The organism is Ruegeria sp. HKCCD6119 (assembly GCF_013110585.1).
Taxonomy (GTDB): Bacteria; Pseudomonadota; Alphaproteobacteria; order Rhodobacterales; family Rhodobacteraceae; genus Ruegeria.
Genome location: NZ_WVQV01000005.1, coordinates 200,189 through 226,530 on the forward strand (window position 1 = coordinate 200,189; position 26,342 = coordinate 226,530).

The following is a 26,342-nucleotide window of genomic DNA, read 5'->3' on the forward strand; positions in this document are numbered from 1 at the left end:
CAATCCAGCCCCCGGAACCGAGCCACAGTTTGAGAAAATCTGGCCATGCTGCAAGACAACCCGACGGATATCGTTGTGATCGGTGCCGGTATCATCGGCATCAGCACCGCACTTGAATTGCAAAAACGCGGCCGGCGCGTGCTGGTGCTGGATCGCGAAGGCGTTGCAGCCGGGGCGTCAAAGGGCAACGCCGGAGCCTTTGCCTTTACCGACATCGTGCCATTGGCCACCCCCGGGATCATGCGCAAGGCTCCGAAATGGCTGTTTGATCCGCTGGGTCCGCTTTCAATTCCACCCTCCTACGCTTTGAACATCGCGCCGTGGATGCTGCGGTTCTGGCGGGCCAGTTGGCAGGATCGCTATGCTGCGGCCTTGTCTGCGCAGGCTGCTTTGATGGATCACAGCCGCACGGCGCTGGAACGCCAGATCGCGGATGTCGACGGCCAAGCGCTGATGCAACGCGACGGCCAGTTGCAGGTGTTCGAGGGTGAAGGTGAATTCCGCGCCAGTCTGCCCACATGGGACAGGCGCAAGGATCACGGCATCCCCTTTGACCTGCTGGACAGCCCCGACGCGATTGCGGAAATCCAGCCCGGGCTTGACCGACGATTTACCCATGCGGGTTTTACGCCCACCTGGATGAACACGGTCGATCCGGCCAGCTGGACAAGACATTTGGCCACCCGGTTCACCGCCCGTGGCGGTCAGGTCGAAATCGCGACAATCAGCGCGCTCACGCCCATGGATGCGGGCGTTCGCCTGACGACTTCGATCGGTGAAATTGATGCAAGACAGGTGACCGTGGCTGCCGGGGCGTGGTCTCATCACTTGGCGAAAACCCTGGGCGATCGCATCCCTCTGGAAACCGAGCGCGGGTACAACACGACCCTGCCCCAAGGGGCCTTTGATCTGCGCACCCATCTAACATTCGGTGGCCACGGCTTTGTGGTGACGCGGATCAACGGCGGCGTGCGTATCGGTGGCGCGGTCGAGTTGGGCGGGCTGGAACTGCCACCCAATTACAAACGCGCCGACGCGCTTCTGGCAAAGGCCGGGCACTTCATGCCTGGCCTGAACTTGGAAGGCGGCACGCAATGGATGGGCTTTCGGCCGTCACTGCCCGACAGTTTGCCGCTGATCGACCGCTCGGCGCGTGCGCCACAGGTATTTTACGCCTTCGGACATGGCCATCTGGGTCTGACGCAATCCGCAGGCACGGCGGAACTGGTCGCGGATCTGGTCACGGACACAAAGCCCGCGCTCGACATGAAGCCTTTCGCATCCACACGCTTCTGATCAGGAGAACACCTTATGAAAATCACTGCACTGAACGTATATCAGGTGGATCTGCCGCTGAAGGAAGGCCGCTACAGCTGGTCCAATGGCAACTATGTCGAGGTCTTCGACAGCACCGTTCTCGAGATCATCACGGATGAAGGTCTCAAGGGGTATGCCGAATGCTGCCCGCTGGGATCGGCTTATCTTCCGTCCTTTGCCCTGGGCGTCAGGGCCGGGCTGGCGGAATTGTCGCCACATCTGATCGGGCAGGATCCGCTGAATATCGGCCAGATCAATCGCACCATGGATGCAGCCCTGCGTGGCCACCCTTATGCCAAGGCGCCTGTTGATATTGCCTGCTGGGATCTGCTGGGCAAGGCGACCGGGCAACCCCTTTACACCCTGTTGGGCGGCGACGCGCAACAGGACGTGGTGCTGTATCGCGCGATCAGCCAGGAAGCACCGGAAATCATGGCGCAAAAGATCGAAGGTTATGCGGCCGAAGGCTATACGAAGTTTCAACTGAAAGTGGGCGGCGACGCCAATGACGACATCGACCGCATTCACGCCACCCGCGCGGTTCTAAAAAAGACCGACCTGCTGGTGGCGGATGCCAACACTGGCTGGACCCGGCACGAGGCCGCGCGTGTCGTAGGCGCCATCGCGGGCATGGATGTCTATGTGGAACAACCCTGTTTGACCTATGAGGAATGCGTGTCGATCCGCCGGCGCACCGCGCTGCCCTTCGTGATGGATGAGGTCATCGACACGCCCAACACATTGGTCCGCGGCATAGCCGAAGACGCCATGGACGTGATCAACCTGAAAATCTCCAAGGTAGGAGGTTTGAGCAAAGCAAGGCTGATGCGCGATCTGTGCGTCGCGCATGGTATCCCGATGACCATCGAAGACACCTGGGGGGGCGATATCACCACCGCCGCCATCGCTCATCTGGCGCGGTCGACACCGTCCGAGTTCACGTTCTCGGCCACCGATTTTAATTCCTATGGTACCGTGGACATCGCCGAAGGCGCGCCAAAGCGTGTCAATGGCCGGATGACCGCAGCAGATCGTCCGGGTCTGGGCGTGACACCGATCTTCGATGCGCTGGGTGCCCCCGTCGCGCAATATAGCTGAGGTAAACATGCGCAGCAGAAAAACCGTACATGTGATCTCGGCCCATGCCGAAGGTGAGGTTGGAGATGTCATCGTTGGGGGTGTCGCCCCACCGCCGGGCGACACTCTCTGGGAACAGCGAAGCTTCATTGCGCGGGACCAGACCCTGCGCAACTTTGTTCTGAACGAACCACGCGGCGGTGTGTTCCGGCATGTCAACCTTCTGGTTCCGCCAAAACACCCCGAGGCAGACGCCGCCTGGATCATCATGGAACCCGAAGACACGCCGCCCATGTCGGGGTCCAACTCGATCTGTGTCTCAACCGTGTTGCTGGATGGCGGGATCATTCCAATGCACGAGCCGGAAACCCACATGGTGCTCGAGGCACCGGGTGGGCTGGTCCGGGTACGTGCGGAATGCCGCGATGGCAAGGCACAACGCATCTTTGTCCAGAACCTGCCCAGCTTCGCCGACAAGCTGTCCGTCCCGCTCGAGGTACCCGGACTGGGCACGATCACGGTAGACACCGCCTATGGCGGCGACAGTTTCGTGGTCGTCGATGCGCAGGCGCTTGGGTTCACAATCCTCGACCACGAGGCCCGCGACATAGCCCGGCTGGGGGTAAAGATCACAAACGCCGCCAATGAGCAGCTTGGATTCTCGCATCCCGAGAACCCGGACTGGGATCATATATCGTTCTGCGCCTTTTGCGGCCCGTTGAATGAAACGGAAACCGGTCTGAGCGGCAAGTCCGCCGTGGCAATCCAGCCGGGTAAGGTCGACCGTTCGCCGACGGGCACCGCAGTGTCCGCGCGCATGGCCCTGATGGCGGCCAAGGGGGTGATGAAACCCTGCCAGACCTTCGAGGCTGTCTCGATCATCGGATCACGATTTACCGGGCGGATCATTGACACTGCGCAGGTCGGTGGCCGCGCGGCGATCGTTCCTGAAATCAGCGGTCGCGGTTGGATCACCGGAATTCATCAGCACATGTTGGACCCCGCAGATCCATGGCCCGGTGGATATCGCCTGTCTGACACCTGGGGTGTTTGATGTCAGCAGGCACGTTTTTCAAAAACGGAGAAGTCTGAAGATACGCGTCCTCGTTACGGTTTCATCATCAGATTCAGGCTTTTTCCAAATCTCGGACAGGATTCGAACATGGGTCGAAATCCAAGTTCGGCTTGGAAAAGTTGGTGATTACGGGTAATTGTATCCAAAAAACCGTGGCGGGATATTGGAAATGGCAGGAAAACGCGCGATCACGAAACAAAGCCTACCGGACGTCATCGCAAATGATCTGCGTGAACGTATCCTGAGCGGCGAACTCGCCGAGGGTGAAACGATCCGGCAGGAAGCACTGGCCGAGGAATATGATGTCTCTCGCATGCCGATCCGCGAGGCGCTGAAACGCCTGAATGCCGAAGGTCTGGTGCAATGGGCCAACAATCGCGGCGGCTCGGTGACCAAGCATTCCCTCGACGAAATCGGTGAAATTTTCGATCTTCGCATCCTGATCGAAGTCGATCTGTTCCGCCGGGCCATCCCGAATATGGGCCCAAGGGAATTTGCGCGTTGCGACGAAATCCTCAAGCAGATGGAAGCGTCATATGATGAAAATGACGTCGGCAAGTGGGGGATATTGAACTATCAGTATCACTCGGCGCTTTATGCGGCGTCACAGCGGAAGCTGACCAACGAATTGCTGGACCGCGTCAACCTGCAATCGGATCGCTATGTCAGGATGCACCTGAGCGTGATGAAACAGCGCGAACCCGCAAAAAAGGAACATCGTGATCTGTTGCGGCTAGCCCGGGAAGGCAATGTGGACAAAGCCTGCGAGGTCTTGGCGCAGCATATTCGCCGGACCAAGGAACAGCTTCTGGAAATGATCGCCTCGAAGCGCGGGACAGACGAACCCTAGGGCGGTCTTGCATGTCCTGTCATTTTGGATACATTATCCATTAATCTGGACATCCCGAAATACGAGGCCCAAATGACCTTTACTCCGCATGGCAAACATCTGATCGCCGGCAACTGGCTTGCCGGTGACGATTTCTTTGCATCACAACCCGCACATGGGCCATCGCATGACTTTTCGAAAGGTCGAATTTCAGACGTCGACGCCGCTGCGCAGGCCGCGGAAGAGGCGTTTTGGAGCTATGGCTATTCCACTCGGGAAGAACGCGCCGTCTTTCTGAACGCCATTGCCGACGAGATCGAAGCGCGCGCCGATGAAATCACCGAGATTGGCACTCAGGAAACCGGCCTGCCCGAGGCTCGGCTGCAAGGTGAACGGGGCCGCACGTCGGGGCAGCTGAGGCTGTTCGCAACGCATATCCTCAGCGGCGATTATCTGGACCGGCGCCACGACAGCGCGTTGCCGAACCGTGCACCCCTGCCCCGGCCCGATCTGAAAATGATCCAGCGCCCGATCGGCCCGGTCGGTGTGTTCGGCGCATCAAATTTCCCGCTGGCATTTTCCACCGCCGGGGGGGACACGGCCGCCGCACTGGCTGCCGGCTGCCCGGTCGTCGTCAAAGGCCACGGCGCCCATCCGGGCACCGGCGAGATCATCGCCGAAGCCATCCTTGCGGCCATCCGCCGTTGCAACATTCATCCCGGCGTTTTCAGCTTGATCCAGGACGGCGGACCGGCTGTGGGTTCAGCCTTGGTGCAGCACCCTCTGATCAAGGCGGTCGGGTTCACCGGATCGCTTGCGGGCGGCCGCGCCCTGTTCGACCTGTGCGCCGCGCGCCCCGAACCGATTCCGTTTTTTGGTGAGCTTGGATCGGTCAACCCCATGTTCATTCTGGATGCGGCACTGGCAAACCGGTGTGAAGATATCGCCAAAGGCTGGGCCGGCTCGCTGACCATGGGCGCTGGTCAGTTCTGCACCAACCCGGGCGTCGTCGTGATGCCGGCAGGTGAAGCAACGGACCGTTTCGCCGAGATCACACAGGCGGCATTGACCGCAGTTCCAGCGCAGACCATGCTGACCGACGGCATCGCCAAAGCCTATCGCAACGGTCAGACCCGTGTTGCTGAAACCGCTGGCGTTCAAGAGGTTCTGGCTTCGACATGCGATCAGCGCAATGCGACCCCTTTCCTTTATCGAACAAGCGCCGCAACCTGGCTGGCCAACACGTCCCTCGCGGAAGAGGTGTTCGGCCCGCTGGGCATCATCGTGACCGCCGAGACACCCGACGAAATGTACGACGTCGCGAGCGGATTGCACGGGCAGCTGACCTGCACCCTGCATATGGACGAGGCCGACATGGGCATGGCGCGATCCCTGCTGCCGATCCTTGAACGCAAGGCCGGACGCGTGTTGGCCAATGGCTTCCCCACAGGGGTCGAGGTATGTGACAGCATGGTCCATGGCGGCCCCTACCCGGCTTCGACCAATTTCGGAGCCACATCCGTGGGCACATTGTCGATCCGGCGTTTCTTGCGTCCTGTCTGCTATCAGAATCTGCCGGATGCATTGCTGCCAGAACACTTCTCATAGGGAAATCAGTCGACACGCGCCGATACTCTAAAAGCACGATGCGCAGCAGGGTGTCGGCGGGTGTAACTGCCGAGCCTCAGGGGAATGAGGCACACGCCTCTGGATTCAATTGCACAGTTTCATTTGGGTAACAGTGCTTTTGTTCATTCTGTTCAGGGCAACGCAATCACGGCCCCATCCGTTGGCACTTTGGTGAACTGCCTGTATGAAATGACCCGTGTTGCCCAGTACCAAGACCAATTCGCCACGACCCATGAGATGATCGCCTCGTTCGAGATCAATTTCCTCGCTGCATCCACCTCTCTTTTCATATCTCAAGAAAGGTAAACCTGATGGCTAACCCTCTGTATGAAGGCCTGTTCGGCATCCACGCCGGCAAAGGCACACCTTTTTTGCAGTTGCTGGACGGGACAACGATCTCTCACCAGGATTTCCTCGGCAAAGCGGCGCAGATTGCGCATGTGGCCACGCATCTGGGCCTGAATCCCGGTGACCGCGTTGCGGCGCAGGTTGAAAAAACCCCCGAGGCGCTGGCGCTTTATGCTGCCTGCGCCCAGGCCGGTCTGGTGTTCCTGCCGCTGAATACCGCCTACACGGTCGATGAATTGACCTATTTCATCGAAAACAGCGGGGCCTCGCTGATTATCTGCGACACCGAAAGAGAAGGAAAACTCACCCCTGTCGGCGCGCAGCTGGGCGCCCGGGTTGAGACGCTGAACGCGGATGGCACCGGGTCTCTGACAGATTTGGCCGCGACCATGCCGACACGTTTCGAAACCGTCGCCCGCGATGGCGAGGATCTGGCAGCGTTCCTTTACACGTCGGGAACCACAGGCCGGTCCAAGGGCGCCATGCTGACCCAGAACAATCTGCTGTCGAACGCACGGACACTGGTCAAGGAATGGCGCTTCACCTCGCAGGATGTGCTGCTGCATGCCCTGCCGATCTTTCACACGCACGGGCTGTTCGTCGCGACCAATATCATGCTGGCCGCAGGTGGATGCATGATCTGGCTGCCGAAATTCGATCTGGACCAGATCATCGACAAATTGCCCAGTGCCACGTCGATGATGGGCGTCCCAACCTTCTATACGCGCCTGTTGGACGACCCGCGTTTTACCAGGGAACTGGCCACCCATATGCGCCTTTTCGTTTCCGGATCGGCACCGCTGCGGGCGGAAACCCATGTGCAGTTCGAAGAACGAACGGGTCATCGCATCCTTGAACGCTATGGCATGACTGAAACCAACATGAACACGTCAAACCCATATGACGGCGAGCGGCGCGCCGGAACGGTCGGGCACCCGCTGCCCGGGGTCGAACTGAAGATCTGTGATTCAGACGGCAATACCCTGCCTGTGGGCGAGATCGGCACAATTGAAGTGCGCGGGCCCAACGTCTTCAAAGGGTATTGGCAGATGCCTGAAAAAACCGCTGCCGAACTGCGCGACAACGGCTTTTTCATCACCGGCGATCTGGGCCGCATCGACGAGGATGGGTACGTCCATATCGTCGGTCGCAACAAGGATCTGATCATTTCGGGCGGCTACAACATTTACCCAAAAGAGATCGAGATGGTTCTCGATGATCAACCCGGTGTTCTGGAAAGCGCCGTGATCGGCGTGCCACATCCCGATTTCGGTGAAACGGTTGTTGGTGTCATCGTGGCAGAGCCCGGCCAGACCCCTGATCCGGAGGCGATAACGGGCGCGGTCCGCGAAGGTCTGGCCCGGTTCAAGCATCCGCGCAAGCTGATCGTTCTGGATGAACTGCCCCGCAACACGATGGGCAAGGTTCAAAAGAACATTCTGCGTGACCGATACAAAGATCTCTTCATGACCGTGTGAGCGAGGCTCGGCAAAGCGGGGATCAGCGGATGCACCCCCTGAAAAGAAAATCAGGCGAGGGTGTCCCCGCCTGATTTATTACATGATTCAGGCAACCAAATCGAACCGGTCGTTGTTCATGATCTTGGTCCATGCCGCCACAAAGTCGCGCACGAACTTCTCGGCATTGTCGTCCTGGGCGTAGACCTCAGCATAGCTGCGCAGGATCGAGTTCGAACCGAAGACCAGATCTGCGCTGGTTGCGGTGAACTTGACCTCACCCGAGGCGCGGTCGCGCAGTTCAAAGGTGCCTCCGTCAACCGGATGCCAGCTCAGCGACATATCCGTCAGGTTGACGAAAAAGTCGTTTGTCAGTTGGCCCAACCGGTCGGTGAAGACGCCATGCGGCGATCCGCCATGGTTGGCACCCAGCACACGCAGACCACCGACCAGAACGGTCAACTCGGCCGCGGTCAGACCCAGCAGTTGCGCGCGATCCAGCATCATCGCCTCTGGCGAGACCGCGTATTCCTTCAGCTGCCAGTTGCGGAACCCGTCCGCCAGCGGCTCAAGTACCGAGAAGCTGTCCACATCGGTCTGCTCGATCGACGCGTCGCCGCGACCGGCCGAGAACGGAACCGCCACGTCAAAGCCTGCGGCCTTGATCGCCCGCTCAAGCCCGACGTTGCCCGCCAGAACGATCACGTCGGCAACCGAGGCGCCGGTTTCCGCCGCGATCGGCTCCAGCACACCCAGCACTTTCGCCAGACGTTCGGGTTCGTTGCCCGCCCAGTCCTTTTGCGGCGCCAGTCGGATGCGCGCCCCATTTGCGCCGCCACGCTTGTCCGAACCGCGGAAGGTTCGGGCACTGTCCCAGGCGGTGGTGATCATCTCGGCGATGGTCAGACCGCTGTCTGCGATCTTGGCCTTGACGGCATCTATGTCGTAATCTGTCGAACCAGCCGGGATCGGATCCTGCCAGATCAGATCTTCCGACGGCACGTCCGGGCCATAATAGTTGACGCGCGGACCCATGTCGCGGTGAGTCAACTTGAACCAGGCACGTGCAAATGTATCGGCAAAATAGTCCGGATCCGCCATGAATTTCTGACAGATCGCGTTGTAGGTCGGGTCGACCTTCATCGCCATATCCGCATCGGTCATCATCGGCATGCGACGAACAGTGGGGTCGGTCGGGTCGACCGGCTTTTCGTCTTCGGGCATGTCGACGGGCTGCCACTGATGGGCACCTGCGGGTGATTTTCCCAGTTCCCACTCGTAACCGAACAGGTAATCGAAATAGCCCATGTCAAATTTCAACGGCTCTTTCGTCCACGCCCCTTCGATCCCCGAGGTAAAGGCATTGGCCGCTTTACCGTTCTGATCAGGGTTTTCCCATCCCATACCCTGGCTGGACACGGGGCAGGCTTCGGGCTCGGCGCCGATATTGTCACCGGGCATCGCACCATGGGCTTTGCCGACGGTATGACCCCCGCAGGTCAATGCTGCGGTCTCTTCGTCATTCATCGCCATACGCGCAAAGGTTTCACGGATATGCAGCGCGGTTTTGGCCGGATCCGGATTGCCGTTCACGCCTTCGGGGTTCACATAGATCAGGCCCATATGCACCGCACCCAGAGGGTTTTCCAGCGTGCCGGGGGTTTCCAGATCGCCATAGCGATTCTCGGACGGGGCCAGCCACTGGTTTTCAGAACCCCAGTAAACATCTTTCTCGGGGCCCCAGATGTCTTCGCGACCAAAACCGAAACCAAAGGTCTTCAATCCCATGGATTCATAGGCCACCGTGCCCGACAGAACGATCAGATCGGCCCAGGACAGCGCGTTGCCGTATTTCTTTTTCACCGGCCACAGCAGACGGCGGGCTTTGTCCAGGCTTGCATTGTCCGGCCATGAATTCAGCGGCGCGAACCGGATGTTGCCCGAACCGGCGCCACCTCGACCATCCCCCAGACGGTAAGACCCGGCCGAGTGCCACGCCAGACGGATCATCAGCCCGCCATAGTGACCCCAGTCAGCCGGCCACCAGTCCTGGCTGTCGGTCAGCAACGCCTCGACATCGGCACGAACCGCCTTGAAGTCCAGCCCCTTGACCGCTTCTCGGTGATTGTAATCCGCATCCATCGGGTTGGTGCGCGTGTCGTGCTGGCTCAGAATGTCCAGGTTCAGCGCATCCGGCCACCACTTGGTGACGGAATTGCCCGTACCAGTATTGCCGCCATGCATGACAGGGCAGCCGCCGGATTGATGATTGTGGGGGGTACCGTCCATTGTAAATCTCCTGAGTATTTACCTAGGGGTTCAGATATCTTGACTCGTACCCCACGGCTTCGATAATTGGAAATTTGTAATTACTATCGTTGTGATTAATTTTTCATATGAAGGCACTCACCCTCAAACATCTGCGCTATTTCGAGGCGCTCGCCACGCACGGCCACTTTGGCAAGGCCGCAGCGGCCAGTGCAATATCGCAGCCCGCGCTTTCCATACAAATCAAAGAGCTGGAGGCAATCATGGGGGGGCCGCTCGTCGAACGCGCGGCCCGGCAAACCCGCCTGACAGCACTTGGCGAAGACGTGCTGAAACATGGCCGCGAAATCCTGACCCGGGTCGAGGATTTGGGGAAATTGGTGCAATCTCCCTCAGGCGCCCTGTCCGGCCGCATCAGAATCGGGGTCATTCCCACGGTCGCGCCCTATCTGCTGCCCTCGATCATCAAAGCTCTGTCGCAGCGTTTCCCACAACTGACCATCGAACCCAAGGAAACGATAACCAAGACGTTGATCGGCGAAATTCTGGATTCCAAACTGGATTTCGGTGTCGTTGCCCTGCCCGTCTCGGAACCCAAACTCCGAGAGTTCTCGCTGTTCAACGAAGATTTTCTGCTGGTTCGCCCGGCGCAGGATGCCAACCTGCCAATGCCAAGTTCCTCGCAGCTCAGAACCATGCGCCTGCTGTTGCTGGAAGAAGGGCATTGCTTCAGGGATCAGGCCCTGTCCTTCTGTTCGATCCGCAATATCGAACCGCAGCACATCATGGAGGGCAGTTCGCTTTCCACACTGGTTCAGATGGTCGGCGCCGGCATCGGTGTGACCCTGATACCGGAAATGGCGGTCGGGCTGGAAACCCGATCCGCGGATGTGTCCATTGCCCGGTTTCAGGACACGCCGCCGACGCGGACGATTGGTCTGATCTGGCGAAAGACCAACCCGCTTAGCGAAAACCTGTTGAAGATCGGCGCGATCATCCGCAAAACAGCCGAAGAAAACACGTGGGGCGTGAAACCGCCTCAGCCTGAAACAACAGGCTGACCCGCCCGAAACGATGTTCCTCGGCACGAAGGCCAGACCCGGCGCAACCCGTCAGTCGTCACCTTTGTAATAGCCGATCACATCATTCTCGGTCGTTGCACCCAACCCGTTCAGCAACCGGTTTGAATAGTTGAAATAGGCGCAGACCTGATTGACCTCCAGGATCTCGCCATCCTCACAGCCTGCAATCTTGAGCGCTTCGAAGTCGGACTTGACCATTTTGCCAACATCCGTCGTCAGCTTGGCGGCATAGCGCAGCAGCGCCAGTTCCTTGCCCTCGAATTCATCCTCGGGCCGATGCGCCTTGAGCGCGACGAAAATCCGGTCGCTGCGCGGCTGGTCCTTCAGCAGGTTGCGCACGTTCATGAAGTGATGGGTCAGTGAATAGGTGCAATCGTTCAGGATCGAGGTATAGCTGGCGACAACCTCGAGAAACCAGAATGGCAACCGGTTGTCATCGGAATGCAGGACCGAACGGTACAGCGTCACATGCCCGTTCATCGTTTCGGGCCGCAATGAATGCACACGCATAACTGTGTCCACGGTGCCATGAGGGGTGCGGGCCTTGTCCAGCAGCTCTTTCAGGCGGCCGTTGGCCTTGTCGTCCGAGATCATCTCGATCCAAGCGCTCATTGCTGTGTCTCCTGTCCTGTTCGGGCTCAGCTTATGTACAAAGCCCACAGGCATGTCAGTTAATTTTTTTCTTAAGGTGAAATTTTTCTGGATCACAGAAACGTGAAAGATGTAAAATATCAGCGCGAGGGATTTGTTGAGGATCGACGCGAATGCACAGTCCAGAGCTTATGGCGGGTGCCGAAAACCTGTTGTTCAGATGCGGTGGCCTGACGGCGGGCGACCAGTTGCTTGTGGTCTGCGAAGATGCGGCCAACGGGTATTACGATGCCGAGATCACCGAGGCTATCGTGGACTGCGCCCGGGAAAACCGGATCAAGATCGCAGTTCGAACCCTTGCATTTGATCCCATGGGTTCATCGCTGCCAGCGGATCTGAAAACGGCGATGGAAACGGCGGATCGCACCTTGTTTCTGTCCCGCACCGGCGATCAGATTCGTTTCGACGCGGGAATGAGGGACGTTCGACCCATCATGTCATATGCGCTGGACGCCGGAATGCTGGCCTCGGGTTTTGGGCGCGCCAACTACACCGGGTTCGTTGAACTGAAAAACGCGGTCAACCGGCTGCTGGCCAGTGCCGGGCACATCCACGTAACCTGCCCATTGGGCACCGACTTCGCTGGCCCCGGCGCCGCCTTCCCCCCAGCAGGTGCCGCGGATGTCAGCGTGGCGCGTTTTCCGATGTCGGTCTTTGCCCCGGTTCCCGTGCAGGGGTTTTCCGGAGTGCTGGTTCAGGACGGGTTTCTGGTCGGCACCGGTTCGAAATTCTACGAACCATACGGCTGTGATCTGCGCGAACCGCTGACCATACGGTTCGAAAACAACCGCCTGACCGGCTTTGAGGGCCATCCCATGGATGTGCATTGCGCGCAGATGCATTACGAAAAAGTCGGCAAGATGTTCGACCTTGACCCCCTGACCATGCATTCCTGGCACGCAGGCATCCACCCGGGCTGCGCCTACAAGACCCCGGCCCGAAGCAATTTTGAACGTTGGAGCGGGTCGGCCTTTGGCAATCCGCGTCTGCTGCACTTTCACACATGCGGGCATTACGCGCCGGGTGAGATTTCGCTGAACGTTCTGGACCCGACGATCCGGGTGGATGGCGTTGCGATCTGGGATGCCGGTGTTCTCCGGGCCGATCTGTTGCCCGGTGGGGCTGAAATTCTCGACCGGTATCCCTGCATCAAAGCGGTGTTCGACGCCCCGGCCCGACACGTGGGCCAGGGCGCGAACGGGCGCTTGTCGGCCTGATGATCAGCCGGCCTGCTGCGCGATCAGCTTTGCAACCCGTGCGCGAAACCGCATCGCGCCTGCGTCCAGCCCGAGGTTGATATAGCCGGTCTTGCGCCGCGCCATGCCGGTTTGAACGTGTTCCAGAACCTCTTTGTCCTCGTTGAAAGCCATGACCGCGCCTTCGAACATGCGCTGCGACATGGCTGTGTCATCCGCGTGCATGTTGCGGTGCTGGAACCAGAAATACCGCGATGTTTCCGCATCGACCGGTGTGATGAAGTTGTACGAAATATTGACAAAGGCATTGGGCGACATCGGCCGATCCGCCCCTCCTTCTCCGGCCGGAGTGTAAATGGACATGTTGATCGCAGTGGACGGCAGACGGCATTCGTAATGCTGCTTGCGGTCGCAGCTTGGCCCGAACGGCAGTATCGGCGCATAGTAGGGCGGCGCGGGTTCATCCGCGATCCAGCGCGAAACAATGACGCCGCTTTCGGTTTCTTCAAGATCCAGCGGGCGGTTGTCGGTTCCCGCCCCGGCAAACGAGGTCAGATGCACCCAGGCCACATGGCTTGGATCCAGCAGGTTATCGATAATGTAAAGGTAGTGGCACGCCATCTCCATCGCACCGGTCCGGGTCTTGCCCCAAGACGGGCTGTCGAAATTAGGGATGTCGATGATATCGTCTGTGCTGGCTTTGTCCGAATCCCCCATCCAGAGCCAAAGAAATCCCCAGCGGTCTTCGGCCGGGTATGCATGCACGGCGGCGCGGCGCGGAGGATTGTCCAGCTGTGTCGGGGCGCTGACACATTCACCGCCGCAGCCGAATGTCAGACCGTGATAGCCGCAAACCACATGATCCCCTTCGATGGTGCCCCGAGACAGCGGCAGCTTTCTATGCGGGCAAGCATCCTCCAACGCGATCGCTTTGCCCGCTGTGTCACGATAGATTACGATCTCATCGCCCAGCATTCGCACGGCGCTCAGGCTGCGGCCAAAATCCTCGGACCGTCCGGCGACGTACCAGCTGTTGCGAATAAACCCCTCTGCTCCGGCCAGATCAGGACGCATGTTTCTTACTCCGAAAACTCATCAAAAGCCTTGAGCGCCTTGGCGCTGTAGGCATAGGACGGCCCCCCGCCCATATAGGTGGCCATGGCCAACGCCTCGCACATTTCTTCGCGGGTGGCGCCCAGCCGAACCAGCGAACGCACGTGGAATCCGATGCAGCTGTCGCAGCGGGTCGCGATCGCAATGCCGAGCGCCATGAACTCTTTGGTTTTCTCGCTCAGCGCCCCGTCAGTCTTGGCCGCCTTGCCCATGATGCCAAAGCCGCGCACGGTTTCCGGCACTTCTTTCGAGAAGGTTCCGATATTGGCCTCGGTCTCGGCCATGAAATCTTTCCAGTTCATTTCTTCACTCCTTATCCGCGCTCGTCCGCGCCCATGCGACGCTCCAGCCAGCGCACCCCGGCTGAGATGATCAAAACCAGGATCAGGTATTCAAAAATCAGCAGGGTATAGATTTCCAGCGGGCGGTATTCCGTCACCACCAGTTCATTCGCACGGCGGGTCAGTTCCTGCATCCCGATGACGCTGGCAAAGGCGCTCATCTTGACGATGTAGATGAACTGGTTTGCCAAAGGCGGCAGAATGCGCCGGATCGCCTGCGGCAGGATCACATAGCGCATGGTCTGCACATAGTTCAGCCCGATGGTCTGCGCCGCCTCGCGTTGTCCACGCGCAATGGATTGAATACCTGCGCGATAGATCTCGGCCGTAAAGGCGCTGTCTGAAATCGCCAGCGTTATGATTGCCCCCCAAAAGGGATCGATGGGGATGTTCAGACCCATCGACTGAAACACGATGGGCAAGCCGTAAAACACCCAGAACAGCATCGGCAACAGGGGAATGGCGCGGATGAACTCCACGTAAACCCGGTTCACAACCCGCCAGCCACGTTTTTCGGACAATCCCGGCAGGGCGACCAGCAATCCGATGACGATCGACAGAACGGCGGCGATCAGGGAAATCTGGATCGTCGCGCCCATCCCCGAGATCAGGAATTTCACATTGGTCCACCCCGAGGCCGTGGTCGGATCGATAACGTACCAGCCCCAGGTCTGTGACGACGAACAGCCTGCCAGCAGAAGCAGAGGCAATATGAGAAGAAGTTTTTTCATCGGCCGCTCTCAGTGTTGCAGGATCTGGGACAGGAATTTGCGACACCGATCGGACTGAGGATTGGTGAAGAAATGTTCGGGGTTGCCTTCTTCGACGATTTCACCGGCATCCATGAAGATCATCTTGTCGGCCACCTTTCGGGCAAACCCCATCTCATGCGTGACAACCACCATGGTCATCCCCTCATTGGCCAACTCGACCATCACGTCCAACACTTCCGAGATCATCTCGGGGTCCAGTGCCGAGGTCGGCTCGTCAAACAGCAGCACACGCGGCTCCATGCACAGCGACCGGGCGATGGCGACGCGTTGCTGCTGACCACCCGACAACTGAATGGGCTTTTTGTCGGCCTGATCGGGAATGTGCACCCGGTCCAGATAGTGACGTGCTTTTTCCTCTGCCTCTTTGCGGCCGAGACCGCGCGCCTTGATCGGGCCCAAAGTCAGGTTTTCCAAAACGGTCAGATGCGGGAACAGGTTGAACTGCTGGAACACCATTCCAACCTCGGACCGGATCCTGGCCACGGATTTCTCGTCATCCGTCAACTCGATCCCGTCTACGCGGATGGTTCCTTTCTGATGTTTTTCCAACTGGTTGATACATCGCACAACGGTGGATTTTCCTGACCCGGAAGGCCCGCAAATCACCACCTTTTCGCCGCTGTTGACCGTCAGATTGATGTCCTTGAGAACGTGAAACGTGTCGAACCACTTGTTCACGCCCACAAGTTCGATTGCGGCGTCTGGCATAAGATGAACTGCCCCTGTTTTTAGTCCCAGTATAATATTTTCTTGAGGTTATCTTTCCCTTTGGGCTTAAATCAATGAAGAATACGGCCACAAGGTAGAAATGCCACCAACGGGAGAAACCGATGAACACATTTTGGAAAGCTGCGGCAGCCGCTGCGCTTGGACTTGTCTTGTCAGGCGCTGCGCAGGCGCAATCTGCACTGAACGAGGTGCTGGATTCCGGCGTGCTCAAGGTGGGCACCACGGGCGATTGGAATCCCATGTCGCTCCGCGACCCTGCAACCAACAGCTACAAAGGGTACGACATCGACATCATGAACGAGTTGGCCGCCGATCTGGGGGTCGAGGTCGAATATGTCCCCACCGACTGGAAAACACTGGTCAACGGTGTGGTGGCAGGCAAGTATCACCTGACCGGATCGGCATCGATTTCGCCACCGCGCATGAAGGTCGCGGGCTTTTCCGACAGCTATATTTCGGTGGAACTCTTCCCCTATACGACCAAGGACAAGGCCGACCAATTCGACGGTTATGACTCGATCAACCAGCCCGGAGTAAAAGTCGCGACCACCCTGGGCACAACGTTCGAAAAGCGCGTCCGCGAATGGTTCCCGAACGCAGAAATCAAGGTGGTCGAGGCCCCGGCCCGCGGTTTTCAGGAAGTAATCGCAGGACGCGCGGATGTCTTCATTACGTCGAACATCGAAGGTTCGACCCTCGAGGCGAAATTTCCGGTGGTACGCGTGAAGAACGCAGGCCCGCGTTCGCCGTCACCCATCGCGATGATCCTGCCACAGGCCGATCAGGTGTGGATCAACTATGTAAACAACTGGATCGAAGTCAAAAAGGCGCAAGGGTTCTTCGAGGAAAACCGCAAGAAATGGGGTCTCTGACTCTTCTCGGATCACCTTGATTCCCAAACGCCCGGCCCGGTCGCCGGGCGTTTTTCAGTTGTCGCCCGACACGGCCTTGGCGACCACGGTGACAAAGCTGACCGTGTCAGTTTTCAACTCCAACGGCCCATGAGTGGCGTTTGAATCAAAACTCAGACTGTCGCCCGGCCGCATGTGATAAGCGGCTTCACCGCAGCCATAGACCATCTCGCCGGCGGTGACGTGGATGAATTCGACACCCTGATGTTGGTAAAGCGGGCGTTCGTCCAGCGGACCTTCCAATGTAACGCTGAAACTCTCGAAACTGACATGTTTCGCTTCCGCCCGACCGATCAGCTTATAACTGTGCCCGAAACCGGTGCCCAACCGTTGCACGGTTACACCTTCACCCGCAGCCACAAATGACACATCCGTGCGTTCGACCGTGCCGGCAAAGAAGTTGATCAGCGGAACGCCGATTCCGCCGGCCAAGGCCTCAAGTGTCGCCAGTGAGGCTGACACCTGACCGCGCTCGATCTTGGAAATCATCGCCGTGGACACGCCGGACCGCTGAGACAGTTCGGCCAGAGTCAATCCGGCCAGCGCGCGATGCGTTTTCACTGCGGCCCCGACCAGGTGATCCAGCGGCGGTTTTTCGGCGGAAAGCACAGGTGAATCTTCCATTTGCGAAGCCTATCGACACGTATGAAAAAGGCAAAAGAAATGTCACCGAACCACTCGCACCAGTTCGGCGGCAAACTCTCAGCGTCCGTTCAGGATGTCTCCTGTAAGATCATTCAACTTTGCCAACCCGTTGCGCAGATGATCTTCGGGCAGGGCCGAGCTGAACCGAAAATGGTTCTCGACCCCGAACCGTGACCCCGGAATGACCAGCACATCTTTTTCGCGCAACAGGCGCATGCTGAACGCCTCGGATGCGATCGGTAGATTGAACCGCACGAACGACATGGCCGACGCCTGAGGTGGTACAACGGAAAACACCCCCTGATGCCGCGCCAGTTCTTCCGTCAGAACGTCGAACCCCGTGCGGATCAGACAGCGCGCGCGGGCCTTCAACTTTGACCGTGCCGGTTCGGCAAGCGCCTTGTCCGCCAGCTCCATCGACAACATGGATGCCGCGATCGAGGCATATTCGTGCCGCCGCCAACAGTGCTGAATGATGTCTTCGGGCCCAACCAGCCATCCCAGCCTCAGCCCCGGAAGCCCATAGGCCTTGGACATGGAATTCACCACAAGAACCCTGTCCGTACTTCCCCAGAACGAAGGGGTTTCTGTGTCACCTTCCCGCTCGGTTCCGGCATAAACCTCGTCTGAAACGATCCAGGCGCCAACGCGCTCGGCAGCCGATACGATACGGGCGCGATCCGCTTCGGTCAGAATACGGCCCGTTGGATTGTTCGGGTTCACCACATGGATGATGCGGGTCCTGTCATCGACCGCCCGCTCAAGCGCCTCTGCGTCTATGGCCCACTCTTCGGATTCGATCAGATCTACCCAACGCACTTCGTTGCCTAGATTGGCGGCGTTTCCTGAAATCTGTTCATAGGTCGGTCGGAAACACACAACATTGTCGCCGGGCTCCAACAAGGTGTTGGCCACCAGAGTGTTCGCTTCGGTTGCGCCGACCGTGACCAATACCCCATCTGCCGAGGCCCCCGGATACAAGCCTGCGACGGTGTCGCGCAGGGATTGCTTTCCATTGACTTGCGGATAGTCGATCATCGTCTTCAGCAGCGCGCCGAGATCAATCCCGGCCAGTTCTACCAATCCCTGCAACGACATGGGATGAACGCCGCTTTCCGAGAAATTGAAGACCACCCCGTGTTCCGTCTCGGACAGGAACTGTTCGACCCTAAATGGTTGAAAATTTCGGTTGATCATGATGCATCCTTTGCTGGGCCGTGCTGCGCACCTGACAGCCTCAATCGGCTGCGTTTACATGAACCGTTCTGATACTGGGATCGACGCGGCTATAGGCGGCCAGCAAACGTGCCGTCCACTTCTGTGCAATGTAATCAGCCATGAACCGCGAGGGGGCAACCAAAATGACGCGCCCCCCTGCCCTTTCCGACTCGGACAGATGCTGGAACCAACTTGCCCACAACTCGGGATCGCGCCCGTGAAGGATTGACTGCACCTGCGACCAGACATCCTCGGGCTTGGCTTCGGGGGTGTCGATTTCTGGCCCCTGGGGTTTTGCCGCGAAAGGCACGACATTTGTAACGGGCTCAGAATCCGCGGTCATCCGGGCCTGGAAATCGGAACCTATGATCGGCCAGACCTCCTGTGTATCGATCATGATCTGTTTGAGGTCGATTTCATAGACCGCGACCCGACCCCGTGCAGCAGGCCGTTTGACCGTTACCCAACCTAATGCGCGAAATCTGGCCATTTCGCGCTTTACAGTCCTTTCATTCACTGACCAAAGGCGCGAAATTTCTTCGCGCCCAATCGATACTTCGTTGTTTCGCCAGTTATATCGTGTCGTGATCAATGCGATGATACGAAGTACGCTGCGTTGCCGATGCTTGTCGCCTGACAACGCATATATGGTGAGCGCAGAAAGTATATCGTATTTTAAGGCCGCCGCATTTCGCCCGACCGGTTTAGCCAGCTGCATACCCGTTCTCACCGCTCTGTCTGCCTCAGACGGGTGTGTCCCGCCGTTCTTGCGCTGTTTGCCAACGCTTTTCGTCATCTTGGCCTAATTAGCGTCCAAAGCTTCGATTCTGTCAAGAAGAGTCTGAAACAGGTCAGAAAATTGCGCCAATCCAGATCAAAAAATAAAAGAAATCTGGTGAAGTATTGGTGATGGGGGACATTCTGTATGACCCCTTATTTGCCTGTTATGTCCCCCTATATGTCGCCGGTCCTGGAAGAATACCCCCCTAAATACGGTTGAGGACGTGTTGCGAATCGTCACCCTTCTTCTTCTGCACTGCCGAATCGGCGATGGCCTTGCAGGGCCTTGTTTTCTTACCCACGGGTAAGATTTGAGTTTCATCATATTTTCTTTTGCGTAAAGCGCAAATCGGGCGTAAATAAGAAACGAACATAAATTTACGTTCCAAACAAAGAGACATGAGGCATGTACACGCACGAAGACCTGAATGCATTGCGCAATCAATCTCTCAAACTCCAGGGGTGGATTCGTCAGCAGACCTTTAGCCCGGAGATGGAGAAGACACTCCGCCGGTTTTCGAGCTGGGAAGTGTCCGAGCTGATCTTCCGGGTCAACCAGTCAACCTTTCGCGGAAAGCTGGCCGCTGATCCGTCTCTGCCCGGAGGCGAGGTTGAGCCCGAGGGGCGGCAGCGCTGGTTCAGCCTGGAAGAGGTGAATGAGTTGCGGCGGCGGCTCAAGGTGAACCGCAAGTCCCTCATGCCGCCGCGTCCCGAGGGCAAGCGGGCTATTCGTGCAGCCGTGGCGAACTTCAAGGGCGGGGCGGGCAAGTCAACGGTGGCATTGCATCTTGCGCATGCCGCCGCGCTTGATGGGTACCGTGTTCTTGTCGTTGACTTCGACCCGCAGGCCACGCTGAGCCATTCAATGGGCCTGACCGATGTCGCCGAGGATTACACTGTCTGGGGGATCATGGCGCGTGACCTGATCCGCGAGACCGAGCGCATGAACAACCGGCCTGCCGCGGCCGAGTCCGGCACCGCCCTGCCCCGCCGGGAATTGCCCCCGGCGATCACCGATATGGGGCTTGGAGATCTGCGGATCAGCGATTTCATCAGACGGACGTCTTGGTCCACCATCGATGCGATCCCTTCCTGTGCGAACGCAGCCTTCGTCGAATTTGCCTCGGCACAGTATCGCCACTTGAACCCTGAATGGTCTTTCTTTGCCGCAGTGTCCCGGTATCTGGATCAAATTCCCGACGACGCCTATGACCTGATTCTGTTCGATTGCCCGCCGGCCATTGGGTATCAGTCCATGAACGCGGTGTTCGCGGCAGACATGTTGTACATCCCGTCCGGACCGGGATACTGGGAATACGACTCGACCACGTCCTTTATAGGTCAGCTGGCAGAAGCTTTGGAGGACCTGGCCTACGGGTTCGACAAAACCTTACCCACGGGTAAGATTGGTCTTCCCAAAACCTTCTGCGAGCTGCGGTTCCTGCTTACACGGTACGAGCCCGGAAACGCGTTGCATCTGGCGATGTTCGACGCGTTTCAGAAGGTTTTCGGAGACCACGTCGCCCAGCACCCTGTTGAAATGACCCGCGCGGTCGAACAATCCGGCCGTTTTCTGAGCTCGGTTTACGAGATGGATTACCGAGAGATGACCCGTGAAACCTGGCGTCGGGCCCGCTCGACATTCGACAATGTTTACGAAGAATTCCGGGGAGTGATGCTGTCTGCCTGGGACAAGCTGGAGGATGACGCATGAGCCGCAAGCGCAGAATGTTTGATATCGACCTGCCTGCAATGGATGACATTCCTGTCGGCAAGGTTCCGGACAAGGTTCTTGAAAAGCGGCGGGGCCCGATGGCTGCGGCCATTTCGGAAAATGCCGATGCGCTGCGCGACCAGCAATCGACGGAAGAAACCATTCGCGCAGAAAACGATCGTCTTGCGCATGAACTTGTGCGCCTGCGTTCCGAAGGTCTTGTGACCGAACGCGTAGCACTGGATGACATTCTGTTTGAAAAGCTGACGCGGGATCGCAAACCAGGGCCGGATCCGGAACTGGACGAGCTAAAAGCGTCAATTCAGGAAATTGGATTGTCCAACCCCATCCGACTTGAGCGACGCTCAGATGGACGATTTGAACTGATCCAGGGGATGCGGCGCCTGTCTGCCTATCGGGCGTTATATGAAGAAACGGGCGATGAGTCCTATGCCGGAATTCCAGCGGGAATTTCAGAGGCGGGCGATCTCGACAGCAGCTACCGGCGCATGGTGGATGAGAACCTGATCCGCAAGGATATCTCGTTTGCGGAAATGGGTGCTTTGGCACGCGCGTATGCCGAGGACCCGGCAAATGATTGCCCGGATGTAGACAAGGCGGTGTCCACGCTGTTCAAATCCGCCAGTTACACAAAGCGGAGTTACATTAGGTCATTTGCCAGTTTGCTGATGATGTTGGACAAGGTTCTGAAACATCCGAACGACATTCCGCGCAACGTAGGCGTAGAGCTGAAGCGCAAACTGGATGCAACGCCCGGTTTGGTGCGCCAGGTGAGTGCCGCGGTCATGAGCGAGCCGGACCGTGACGGAGCGCGGGAGGTTGCTATCCTCAGGTCATTTCTGGGCGCGCCGGAAACAAGCGTGGCGAAGAAGGCCCCGGTTGAAAGCGCCGATAAACCACGACGTGCAAAGACCACGTTTCAGGTATCAGGGCGGGCAGGGATCGCCAAGTGCTCGGCATCCAGTGGTCGAATTGAGTTGAGATACGATTTGGACTTTACGCGTGTTGATCGCAGCAAACTTGAGGCGGCAATAGCTGCTTTCATCGATGCTCTTCCCGAGGAAGACGATCTTACCCACGGGTAAGGTTTGGTTTGAAGGTCTGAGAAAAGGCGCCGGTCGAATCCGGCGCCTTTGTCTTGTCGCAAAAGCCAGGGCGTTCTCAGCAGTGGATTCCTGTCATATGTCTTCTTGCCTTGAAGCTGTGACCTGAAACCGGCGGGGCAGGGGCTTGAGGTCGAGGCATGTGGAGTCAGCCATTAACGTTGGTTCTGGAACAGTCGGTTTCGCGGAGTGCTGTCGGGGCCTAACATCACGGCGTCTTGTCCGGGTTCGTACGTTCAGGTCACGGTAGGAGCCTCGATTCTGGCTCGAGATTGCAATTTGCAATATGTGACGCGAGAACACGGGCTTCATGGCGGCCACTCTGCGCGCAAATCGGCGGGAAATCAATCACATCTGATAAGCGATACTTATCAGGTTTTATTGAAATTTGATGGCATGACGAAAGTAACGATCAAAATAGTCTGTTTTTGCGCGTAAAGCAGGTATGGGGATTGCGACACGATAATTTTTGGGAAACGGTTTCTTGGGTATTGCCAAGTTGTTGACCCGAGCATGGTTCTGTCGCAAATTCCTTTGAAGGCTGAGGAGATGGCGTAGGCAGGTTGATTATCCTGCCAGTTGAGCAAACTGCTGAAACGGACGGAGTTCGGGCGTGAATTGACCTTTGCGGATCATGTTAACCATTTCGATACCAGCTAGGGCAGATGCAGCTGAAGAGAAAGACTTGAAACCCAGCATTGGCCTGATCCGACGTTTTATGAAGCGATGGTCTTGTTCAATGATGTTGTTGAGATACTTCCGCCTCACCATCTCAATCGGTACCAGGCAACCAAAGCCTTTCAGCATCTTGTTTATTGCTTTGATGCCAGCTGTGTTTGCACCGCTTTTGTCGATGACAATTTTCCGTGGTAATCCGTTTACCTCAAGCGCACGAGCGAAGAACTTGGTCGCAGCCGCTTTATTTCGGCGCTTGGATAGCATGAATTCAAGGGTCTTGCCGTGTTTGTCGATGGCGCGATAGAGATAAACCCACTCACCCTTCACCTTCACATAGGTCTCATCCATGCGCCATGAACGGTCGGCAGGACGCTTTTTGTGCCGCGAAGCATCAGCGACAAGACCGGCATATCGGCTCACCCAGCGGTTCAAGGTCGCGTGATCGAGTTCAACGCCGCGTTCCGCCATGATTTCTTCCAGATCCCGGTATGAAACACCGTAGCGTAGGTAGAAGAAAACCGCGTACAAGATCATTTCTTTCGGAAAATGTGCGCCTTTGAATGAGATTGTCACAGTCTGCTCCTGTCATTTAGAGCATGCGCTACCAAAACTAAGCTTGACCTGACAGGTGGGAACAAAGTTTGCGACAGAACCATCCTGCTGAGCGGCATGGTTTGCGCGCACTTCTATGGAGGCCCAATAGGCTCAAGGACTGGAGGCGCGTAGCGACACGTTATGATCGCTGTCCCAAAGTCTTCCTCTCCGCAATCGCACTTGCAGCAACCGTCATCTATTGGTTATGAATCCTGACCCCAGGTCGCATTGAGACGTGCTTATCACCGCAGATTTCTCAGGGCAAAGTTGCTAAATATTGTGGGTGCCAGCGTCACAGACGTAGTACATGCACCGAACACTGAGCATGGCGAACAACGAGAGCAGCCGTGGAACCCAAAAAGAACTCTTTCATCCCAGGTTTATGTGAAGCGAGGACGATACAGTCGATGCCATGTTTGTTGGCGTATTCGGTGATTGCGCGACCTGCCGATTGGCTCTCGAGCAGGATAGACGACACGTCGGTCTCACTTGTTAGGCGCTCGGCCAAGCGCGCCTTTGCTTTCTGGAGAGATTTTTCTGCAATCCCTTCATCCATATAGTACATTATCTGTCTGTTTGGGGGCTCATGGATATGCGCGGCAGTGATTTTTCCACCTTCGGATACAAGGGCATGTGCCGCCGCAAGCGCGTGTTTACTGATGCCATGCTCCAGCGACAGCGCGACTAGAATATTTTTGTACATTTTAAACCTCCGTATTTTGGTTTTCAGTTTTCTTCTGCGAACTGGCCTCTCCCACTTCATCTTTAGGAGGGCGCTCAGGCACCCCAGCCGAAAGGTTGGGGTGCGTGCTATTTCGTCTTGGGCTTTTGCGCTTTCTTGCCACTACCGGCTGAGCAGGAGATCAGGCAGGAAGAGAGCCAACTCTGGTACAAAAGTCGTCAGCATCAGCGTCGGAAGCCATGCAAAGACAATGAAGATCAAAGTCGGCCACAGCATGCGCGAAACCGGCTCATCACAGACCTGAGCTCCAAGGTAAAGCAGCGGCGCAGTTGGAGGGGTGATGTTCGCCATACCCAGGTTCACGCCAATCACAGCCGCAAAATGGATCGGATCCATTCCAGTGCTCTGCGCGATGGGCAGCAAGATCGGTGTCGCCAGCAGCAAACCCGAGATATCGTCCATCAGCATCCCGATCAGGATCATCACGACGTTGATCATCAGAAGGATGACGACCGGATTATCCGAAACGGAATAGACCAGATCTTTGGCCAACTGAGGGGCACCCTGCGAGATCAGGTTGTCCGACACGATCAGAACCATGAAGATCATGACCATGACCACACCAATCGTAACACCGGAATTCTGGATGGTCTGGGCCAGAGTTTTCCAGGTCAGGCCACGATAGAAGTAGATCGCGATTGGGATCGAGTAGACCACTGCGATACCGGCGGCTTCGGTCGGTGTCATGATACCGCCATAGATTCCGCCCAGAATGATCAGAGGCATCATAAGCGCAGGTCCGGCCAGGCGCGCCTGAACTCCGAATGTCGGCAGAAACGGTTTAGGACGTTCCGTCAGGTTAATGTCGTCATACTTCCGCAGCATGAACTGATTAACGATTATCAATAGCGTGATCAGGATGATCGCCGGAATGACCGTGGACAAGAAGCACTTTAGTACATGCTGCTGTGCGACCCAGCCATAAAGGATGTGCGACGAACTCGGTGGGATCAACAGACCTAAGGGGCTGGCCGCTACGATCAAAGCCGCAGATTGCCCACCCGGATAGTTGGCCTTTTTAAGGTGGGGCATCATGATGCCGCCAATACAGGTCAGCGTTGCGTTCGCACTGCCGGAGATAGAGCCGAACACACCGCAGGCCAGTACTCCTGCCGCGCTCAATCCCCCTTTGATATGGCCAATGAACATTTCAGCCAATGAGACAAGAGGGGCGGCAATTTTGCCTTTTTCCATGATGCCACCAGCGATCATGAAGAGCGGGATCGCCAAAAGCACCAATGAACGGATGCCTGTAGAGCCGGTCGGCAGGTAGCCGGTGATGGATTGATCTCCAACAATTGCGATGAAAATCAAGACCGATCCGAATGCCACGTAAACGCTAACGCCCAACAGCAGCATAAAGCAGACAATAAGGAGACTTCCTCCGATGATCATTGGGTTTCTCCTTTTTGCATTTCTGATCTCAGGGGAAGCCCGAGCCCCTTGCGGATGTGTACGTACAAGTATGCCGCCGTGAACGTTGCCATGAGGCCAAAGGCAATCATGATTGCGATCCGCCAGGTCACAAATGGAATGCGCAGCACCGGGGTTGCGCGCAACCGCGGGAATGAGAAGTCATCAAGCAGCGAAACGTAGCACGCATACATGAGAAACAGGATCACCAGCACCTCGACTGTCAGGACGACAAAGCCGCGCCACCAGATCAACCGGGGGTTTTGGATTACAATGCCCAGAATATCCGCGTTGATATGCAGGTTGCGGGCAGAGGCCAGCACTGCGCCTGCAAAAAACCCGATGATGCTAATGCCCAAAAGCCACTCTTCGTAGGCAAACAGATCACCGCCAAATCCATAGCGGATGACAACAACTGCCCCAAATGTGAAAGCCATCAGGAAACCGGCAAACATAACGATCTGCCTCATGACAAAGGCCACTGCTTTCAGCGGATATCCTATAATAACCGGCAACTCGTCAGTGATTTTTTGCGAGCTCTTCTTTTCTGCACTTTCGACGACCAACGGACGTTCAGCTTCAGAACTAGACATCTTTCTCCCTCCCTTTGTTGCGCCAAAGACCAAAGAAGGGCCAGC

The 26,342-nt window shown here is 57.3% G+C and carries 24 protein-coding genes and 1 pseudogene; 12 read left to right on the forward strand and 13 right to left on the reverse strand.

From position 1 onward, the window contains the following. Positions 1-45: 45 nt before the first annotated feature. The 6 genes from GS611_RS13820 (at position 46) to GS611_RS13845 (ending at position 7,753) form a co-directional block, all read left to right on the forward strand. Positions 46-1,296, forward strand: a complete 1,251-nt coding sequence (locus GS611_RS13820) for an FAD-binding oxidoreductase (RefSeq protein ID WP_171636558.1) — start codon at positions 46-48, stop codon at positions 1,294-1,296. A gap of 15 nt (positions 1,297-1,311) precedes the next feature. After that, positions 1,312-2,415, forward strand: a complete 1,104-nt coding sequence (locus GS611_RS13825) for a cis-3-hydroxy-L-proline dehydratase (RefSeq protein ID WP_171636560.1) — start codon at positions 1,312-1,314, stop codon at positions 2,413-2,415. Between the two features lie 7 nt (positions 2,416-2,422). Beyond that, positions 2,423-3,448 (forward strand): proline racemase family protein, encoded by a 1,026-nt coding sequence (locus tag GS611_RS13830; protein WP_171636562.1) that lies wholly within the window; start codon positions 2,423-2,425, stop codon positions 3,446-3,448. A 190-nt stretch (positions 3,449-3,638) separates the two neighbouring features. Next, positions 3,639-4,319, forward strand: coding sequence for a GntR family transcriptional regulator (locus tag GS611_RS13835; RefSeq protein WP_171636564.1), 681 nt, complete (start codon positions 3,639-3,641; stop codon positions 4,317-4,319). Between the two features lie 72 nt (positions 4,320-4,391). Next, on the forward strand, positions 4,392-5,906 hold the full coding sequence (locus GS611_RS13840) for an aldehyde dehydrogenase (NADP(+)) (RefSeq protein WP_171636566.1): 1,515 nt from the start codon (positions 4,392-4,394) through the stop codon (positions 5,904-5,906). Between the two features lie 332 nt (positions 5,907-6,238). Continuing rightward, entirely contained in the window at positions 6,239-7,753 is a 1,515-nt protein-coding gene (locus tag GS611_RS13845) for a malonyl-CoA synthase (protein WP_171636568.1), read from the forward strand. Positions 7,754-7,840: 87 nt separating this feature from the next. Here GS611_RS13845 and katG read toward each other — a convergent pair whose 3' ends face one another. After that, complete coding sequence (katG, locus tag GS611_RS13850; RefSeq protein WP_171636570.1) at positions 7,841-10,021, reverse strand: catalase/peroxidase HPI; 2,181 nt, start codon at positions 10,019-10,021, stop codon at positions 7,841-7,843. A gap of 107 nt (positions 10,022-10,128) precedes the next feature. Between katG and GS611_RS13855 the strand changes: the two genes are divergently transcribed. Further along, entirely contained in the window at positions 10,129-11,061 is a 933-nt protein-coding gene (locus GS611_RS13855) for a hydrogen peroxide-inducible genes activator (protein ID WP_171636572.1), read from the forward strand. Between the two features lie 51 nt (positions 11,062-11,112). On the opposite strand, the gene GS611_RS13860 is transcribed toward GS611_RS13855, so the two are convergent. Beyond that, positions 11,113-11,694: a carboxymuconolactone decarboxylase family protein gene (locus tag GS611_RS13860; protein WP_171636574.1), complete on the reverse strand. Its 582-nt coding sequence runs from the start codon at positions 11,692-11,694 to the stop codon at positions 11,113-11,115. 152 nt (positions 11,695-11,846) lie between these two features. Here GS611_RS13860 and GS611_RS13865 point away from each other — a divergent pair, with 152 nt between their 5' ends. Further along, positions 11,847-12,950: a hypothetical protein gene (locus tag GS611_RS13865; protein WP_171636576.1), complete on the forward strand. Its 1,104-nt coding sequence runs from the start codon at positions 11,847-11,849 to the stop codon at positions 12,948-12,950. Between the two features lie 3 nt (positions 12,951-12,953). On the opposite strand, the gene GS611_RS13870 is transcribed toward GS611_RS13865, so the two are convergent. From GS611_RS13870 to GS611_RS13885, 4 genes are read right to left on the reverse strand one after another with little or no spacing between them, the layout of a single operon-like run. Beyond that, complete coding sequence (locus tag GS611_RS13870; RefSeq protein ID WP_171636578.1) at positions 12,954-14,003, reverse strand: aromatic ring-hydroxylating dioxygenase subunit alpha; 1,050 nt, start codon at positions 14,001-14,003, stop codon at positions 12,954-12,956. Between the two features lie 5 nt (positions 14,004-14,008). Then, positions 14,009-14,344 carry a carboxymuconolactone decarboxylase family protein gene (locus tag GS611_RS13875; RefSeq protein WP_171636580.1) on the reverse strand — a complete coding sequence of 112 codons (336 nt, stop codon included), beginning with the start codon at positions 14,342-14,344 and terminating at the stop codon, positions 14,009-14,011. An 11-nt stretch (positions 14,345-14,355) separates the two neighbouring features. After that, the gene (locus tag GS611_RS13880; protein ID WP_171118222.1) at positions 14,356-15,114 is read right to left on the reverse strand and encodes an amino acid ABC transporter permease; all 759 of its coding nucleotides are present in this window, start codon (positions 15,112-15,114) and stop codon (positions 14,356-14,358) included. A 9-nt stretch (positions 15,115-15,123) separates the two neighbouring features. Further along, positions 15,124-15,864, reverse strand: a complete 741-nt coding sequence (locus GS611_RS13885) for an amino acid ABC transporter ATP-binding protein (RefSeq protein ID WP_171614720.1) — start codon at positions 15,862-15,864, stop codon at positions 15,124-15,126. A 122-nt stretch (positions 15,865-15,986) separates the two neighbouring features. On the opposite strand from GS611_RS13885, the gene GS611_RS13890 reads away from it, so the two are divergent. Continuing rightward, on the forward strand, positions 15,987-16,757 hold the full coding sequence (locus GS611_RS13890; protein WP_171636582.1) for a transporter substrate-binding domain-containing protein: 771 nt from the start codon (positions 15,987-15,989) through the stop codon (positions 16,755-16,757). A gap of 54 nt (positions 16,758-16,811) precedes the next feature. Here the strand turns inward: GS611_RS13890 and GS611_RS13895 are convergent, their stop codons facing one another. From GS611_RS13895 to GS611_RS13905, 3 genes are all read right to left on the reverse strand, one after another. Continuing rightward, positions 16,812-17,420 carry a helix-turn-helix domain-containing protein gene (locus tag GS611_RS13895; protein WP_171636584.1) on the reverse strand — a complete coding sequence of 203 codons (609 nt, stop codon included), beginning with the start codon at positions 17,418-17,420 and terminating at the stop codon, positions 16,812-16,814. Between the two features lie 78 nt (positions 17,421-17,498). Continuing rightward, the gene (locus GS611_RS13900; protein WP_171636586.1) at positions 17,499-18,638 is read right to left on the reverse strand and encodes an aminotransferase class I/II-fold pyridoxal phosphate-dependent enzyme; all 1,140 of its coding nucleotides are present in this window, start codon (positions 18,636-18,638) and stop codon (positions 17,499-17,501) included. A gap of 40 nt (positions 18,639-18,678) precedes the next feature. Then, positions 18,679-19,149, reverse strand: coding sequence for a DnaA N-terminal domain-containing protein (locus tag GS611_RS13905; RefSeq protein ID WP_253285052.1), 471 nt, complete (start codon positions 19,147-19,149; stop codon positions 18,679-18,681). Between the two features lie 696 nt (positions 19,150-19,845). Between GS611_RS13905 and GS611_RS13910 the strand changes: the two genes are divergently transcribed. Next, positions 19,846-21,153 (forward strand): AAA family ATPase, encoded by a 1,308-nt coding sequence (locus tag GS611_RS13910; protein ID WP_171118234.1) that lies wholly within the window; start codon positions 19,846-19,848, stop codon positions 21,151-21,153. Further along, the gene (locus GS611_RS13915; RefSeq protein WP_171636590.1) at positions 21,150-22,259 is read left to right on the forward strand and encodes a ParB N-terminal domain-containing protein; all 1,110 of its coding nucleotides are present in this window, start codon (positions 21,150-21,152) and stop codon (positions 22,257-22,259) included. Before GS611_RS13910 ends, GS611_RS13915 begins: the two co-directional genes overlap by 4 nt. Before the next feature lie 585 nt (positions 22,260-22,844). Here GS611_RS13915 and GS611_RS13920 read toward each other — a convergent pair. Beyond that, positions 22,845-23,528, reverse strand: a complete 684-nt coding sequence (locus GS611_RS13920) for an IS6 family transposase (RefSeq protein WP_171636592.1) — start codon at positions 23,526-23,528, stop codon at positions 22,845-22,847. Between the two features lie 128 nt (positions 23,529-23,656). Here GS611_RS13920 and GS611_RS13925 point away from each other — a divergent pair. Further along, a pseudogene (locus tag GS611_RS13925) lies at positions 23,657-23,758 on the forward strand (IS5/IS1182 family transposase); the annotation flags it as partial. A gap of 83 nt (positions 23,759-23,841) precedes the next feature. On the opposite strand, the gene GS611_RS13930 reads toward GS611_RS13925, so the two are convergent. From GS611_RS13930 to GS611_RS13940, 3 genes are all read right to left on the reverse strand, one after another. Then, positions 23,842-24,252 (reverse strand): universal stress protein, encoded by a 411-nt coding sequence (locus GS611_RS13930; protein WP_171636594.1) that lies wholly within the window; start codon positions 24,250-24,252, stop codon positions 23,842-23,844. Positions 24,253-24,393: 141 nt separating this feature from the next. Continuing rightward, positions 24,394-25,686 carry a TRAP transporter large permease gene (locus GS611_RS13935; protein WP_171636597.1) on the reverse strand — a complete coding sequence of 431 codons (1,293 nt, stop codon included), beginning with the start codon at positions 25,684-25,686 and terminating at the stop codon, positions 24,394-24,396. Beyond that, the gene (locus tag GS611_RS13940) at positions 25,683-26,330 is read right to left on the reverse strand and encodes a TRAP transporter small permease (RefSeq protein WP_245218091.1); all 648 of its coding nucleotides are present in this window, start codon (positions 26,328-26,330) and stop codon (positions 25,683-25,685) included. The genes GS611_RS13935 and GS611_RS13940 overlap by 4 nt, the downstream gene beginning before the upstream one ends. Positions 26,331-26,342: the final 12 nt, after the last annotated feature.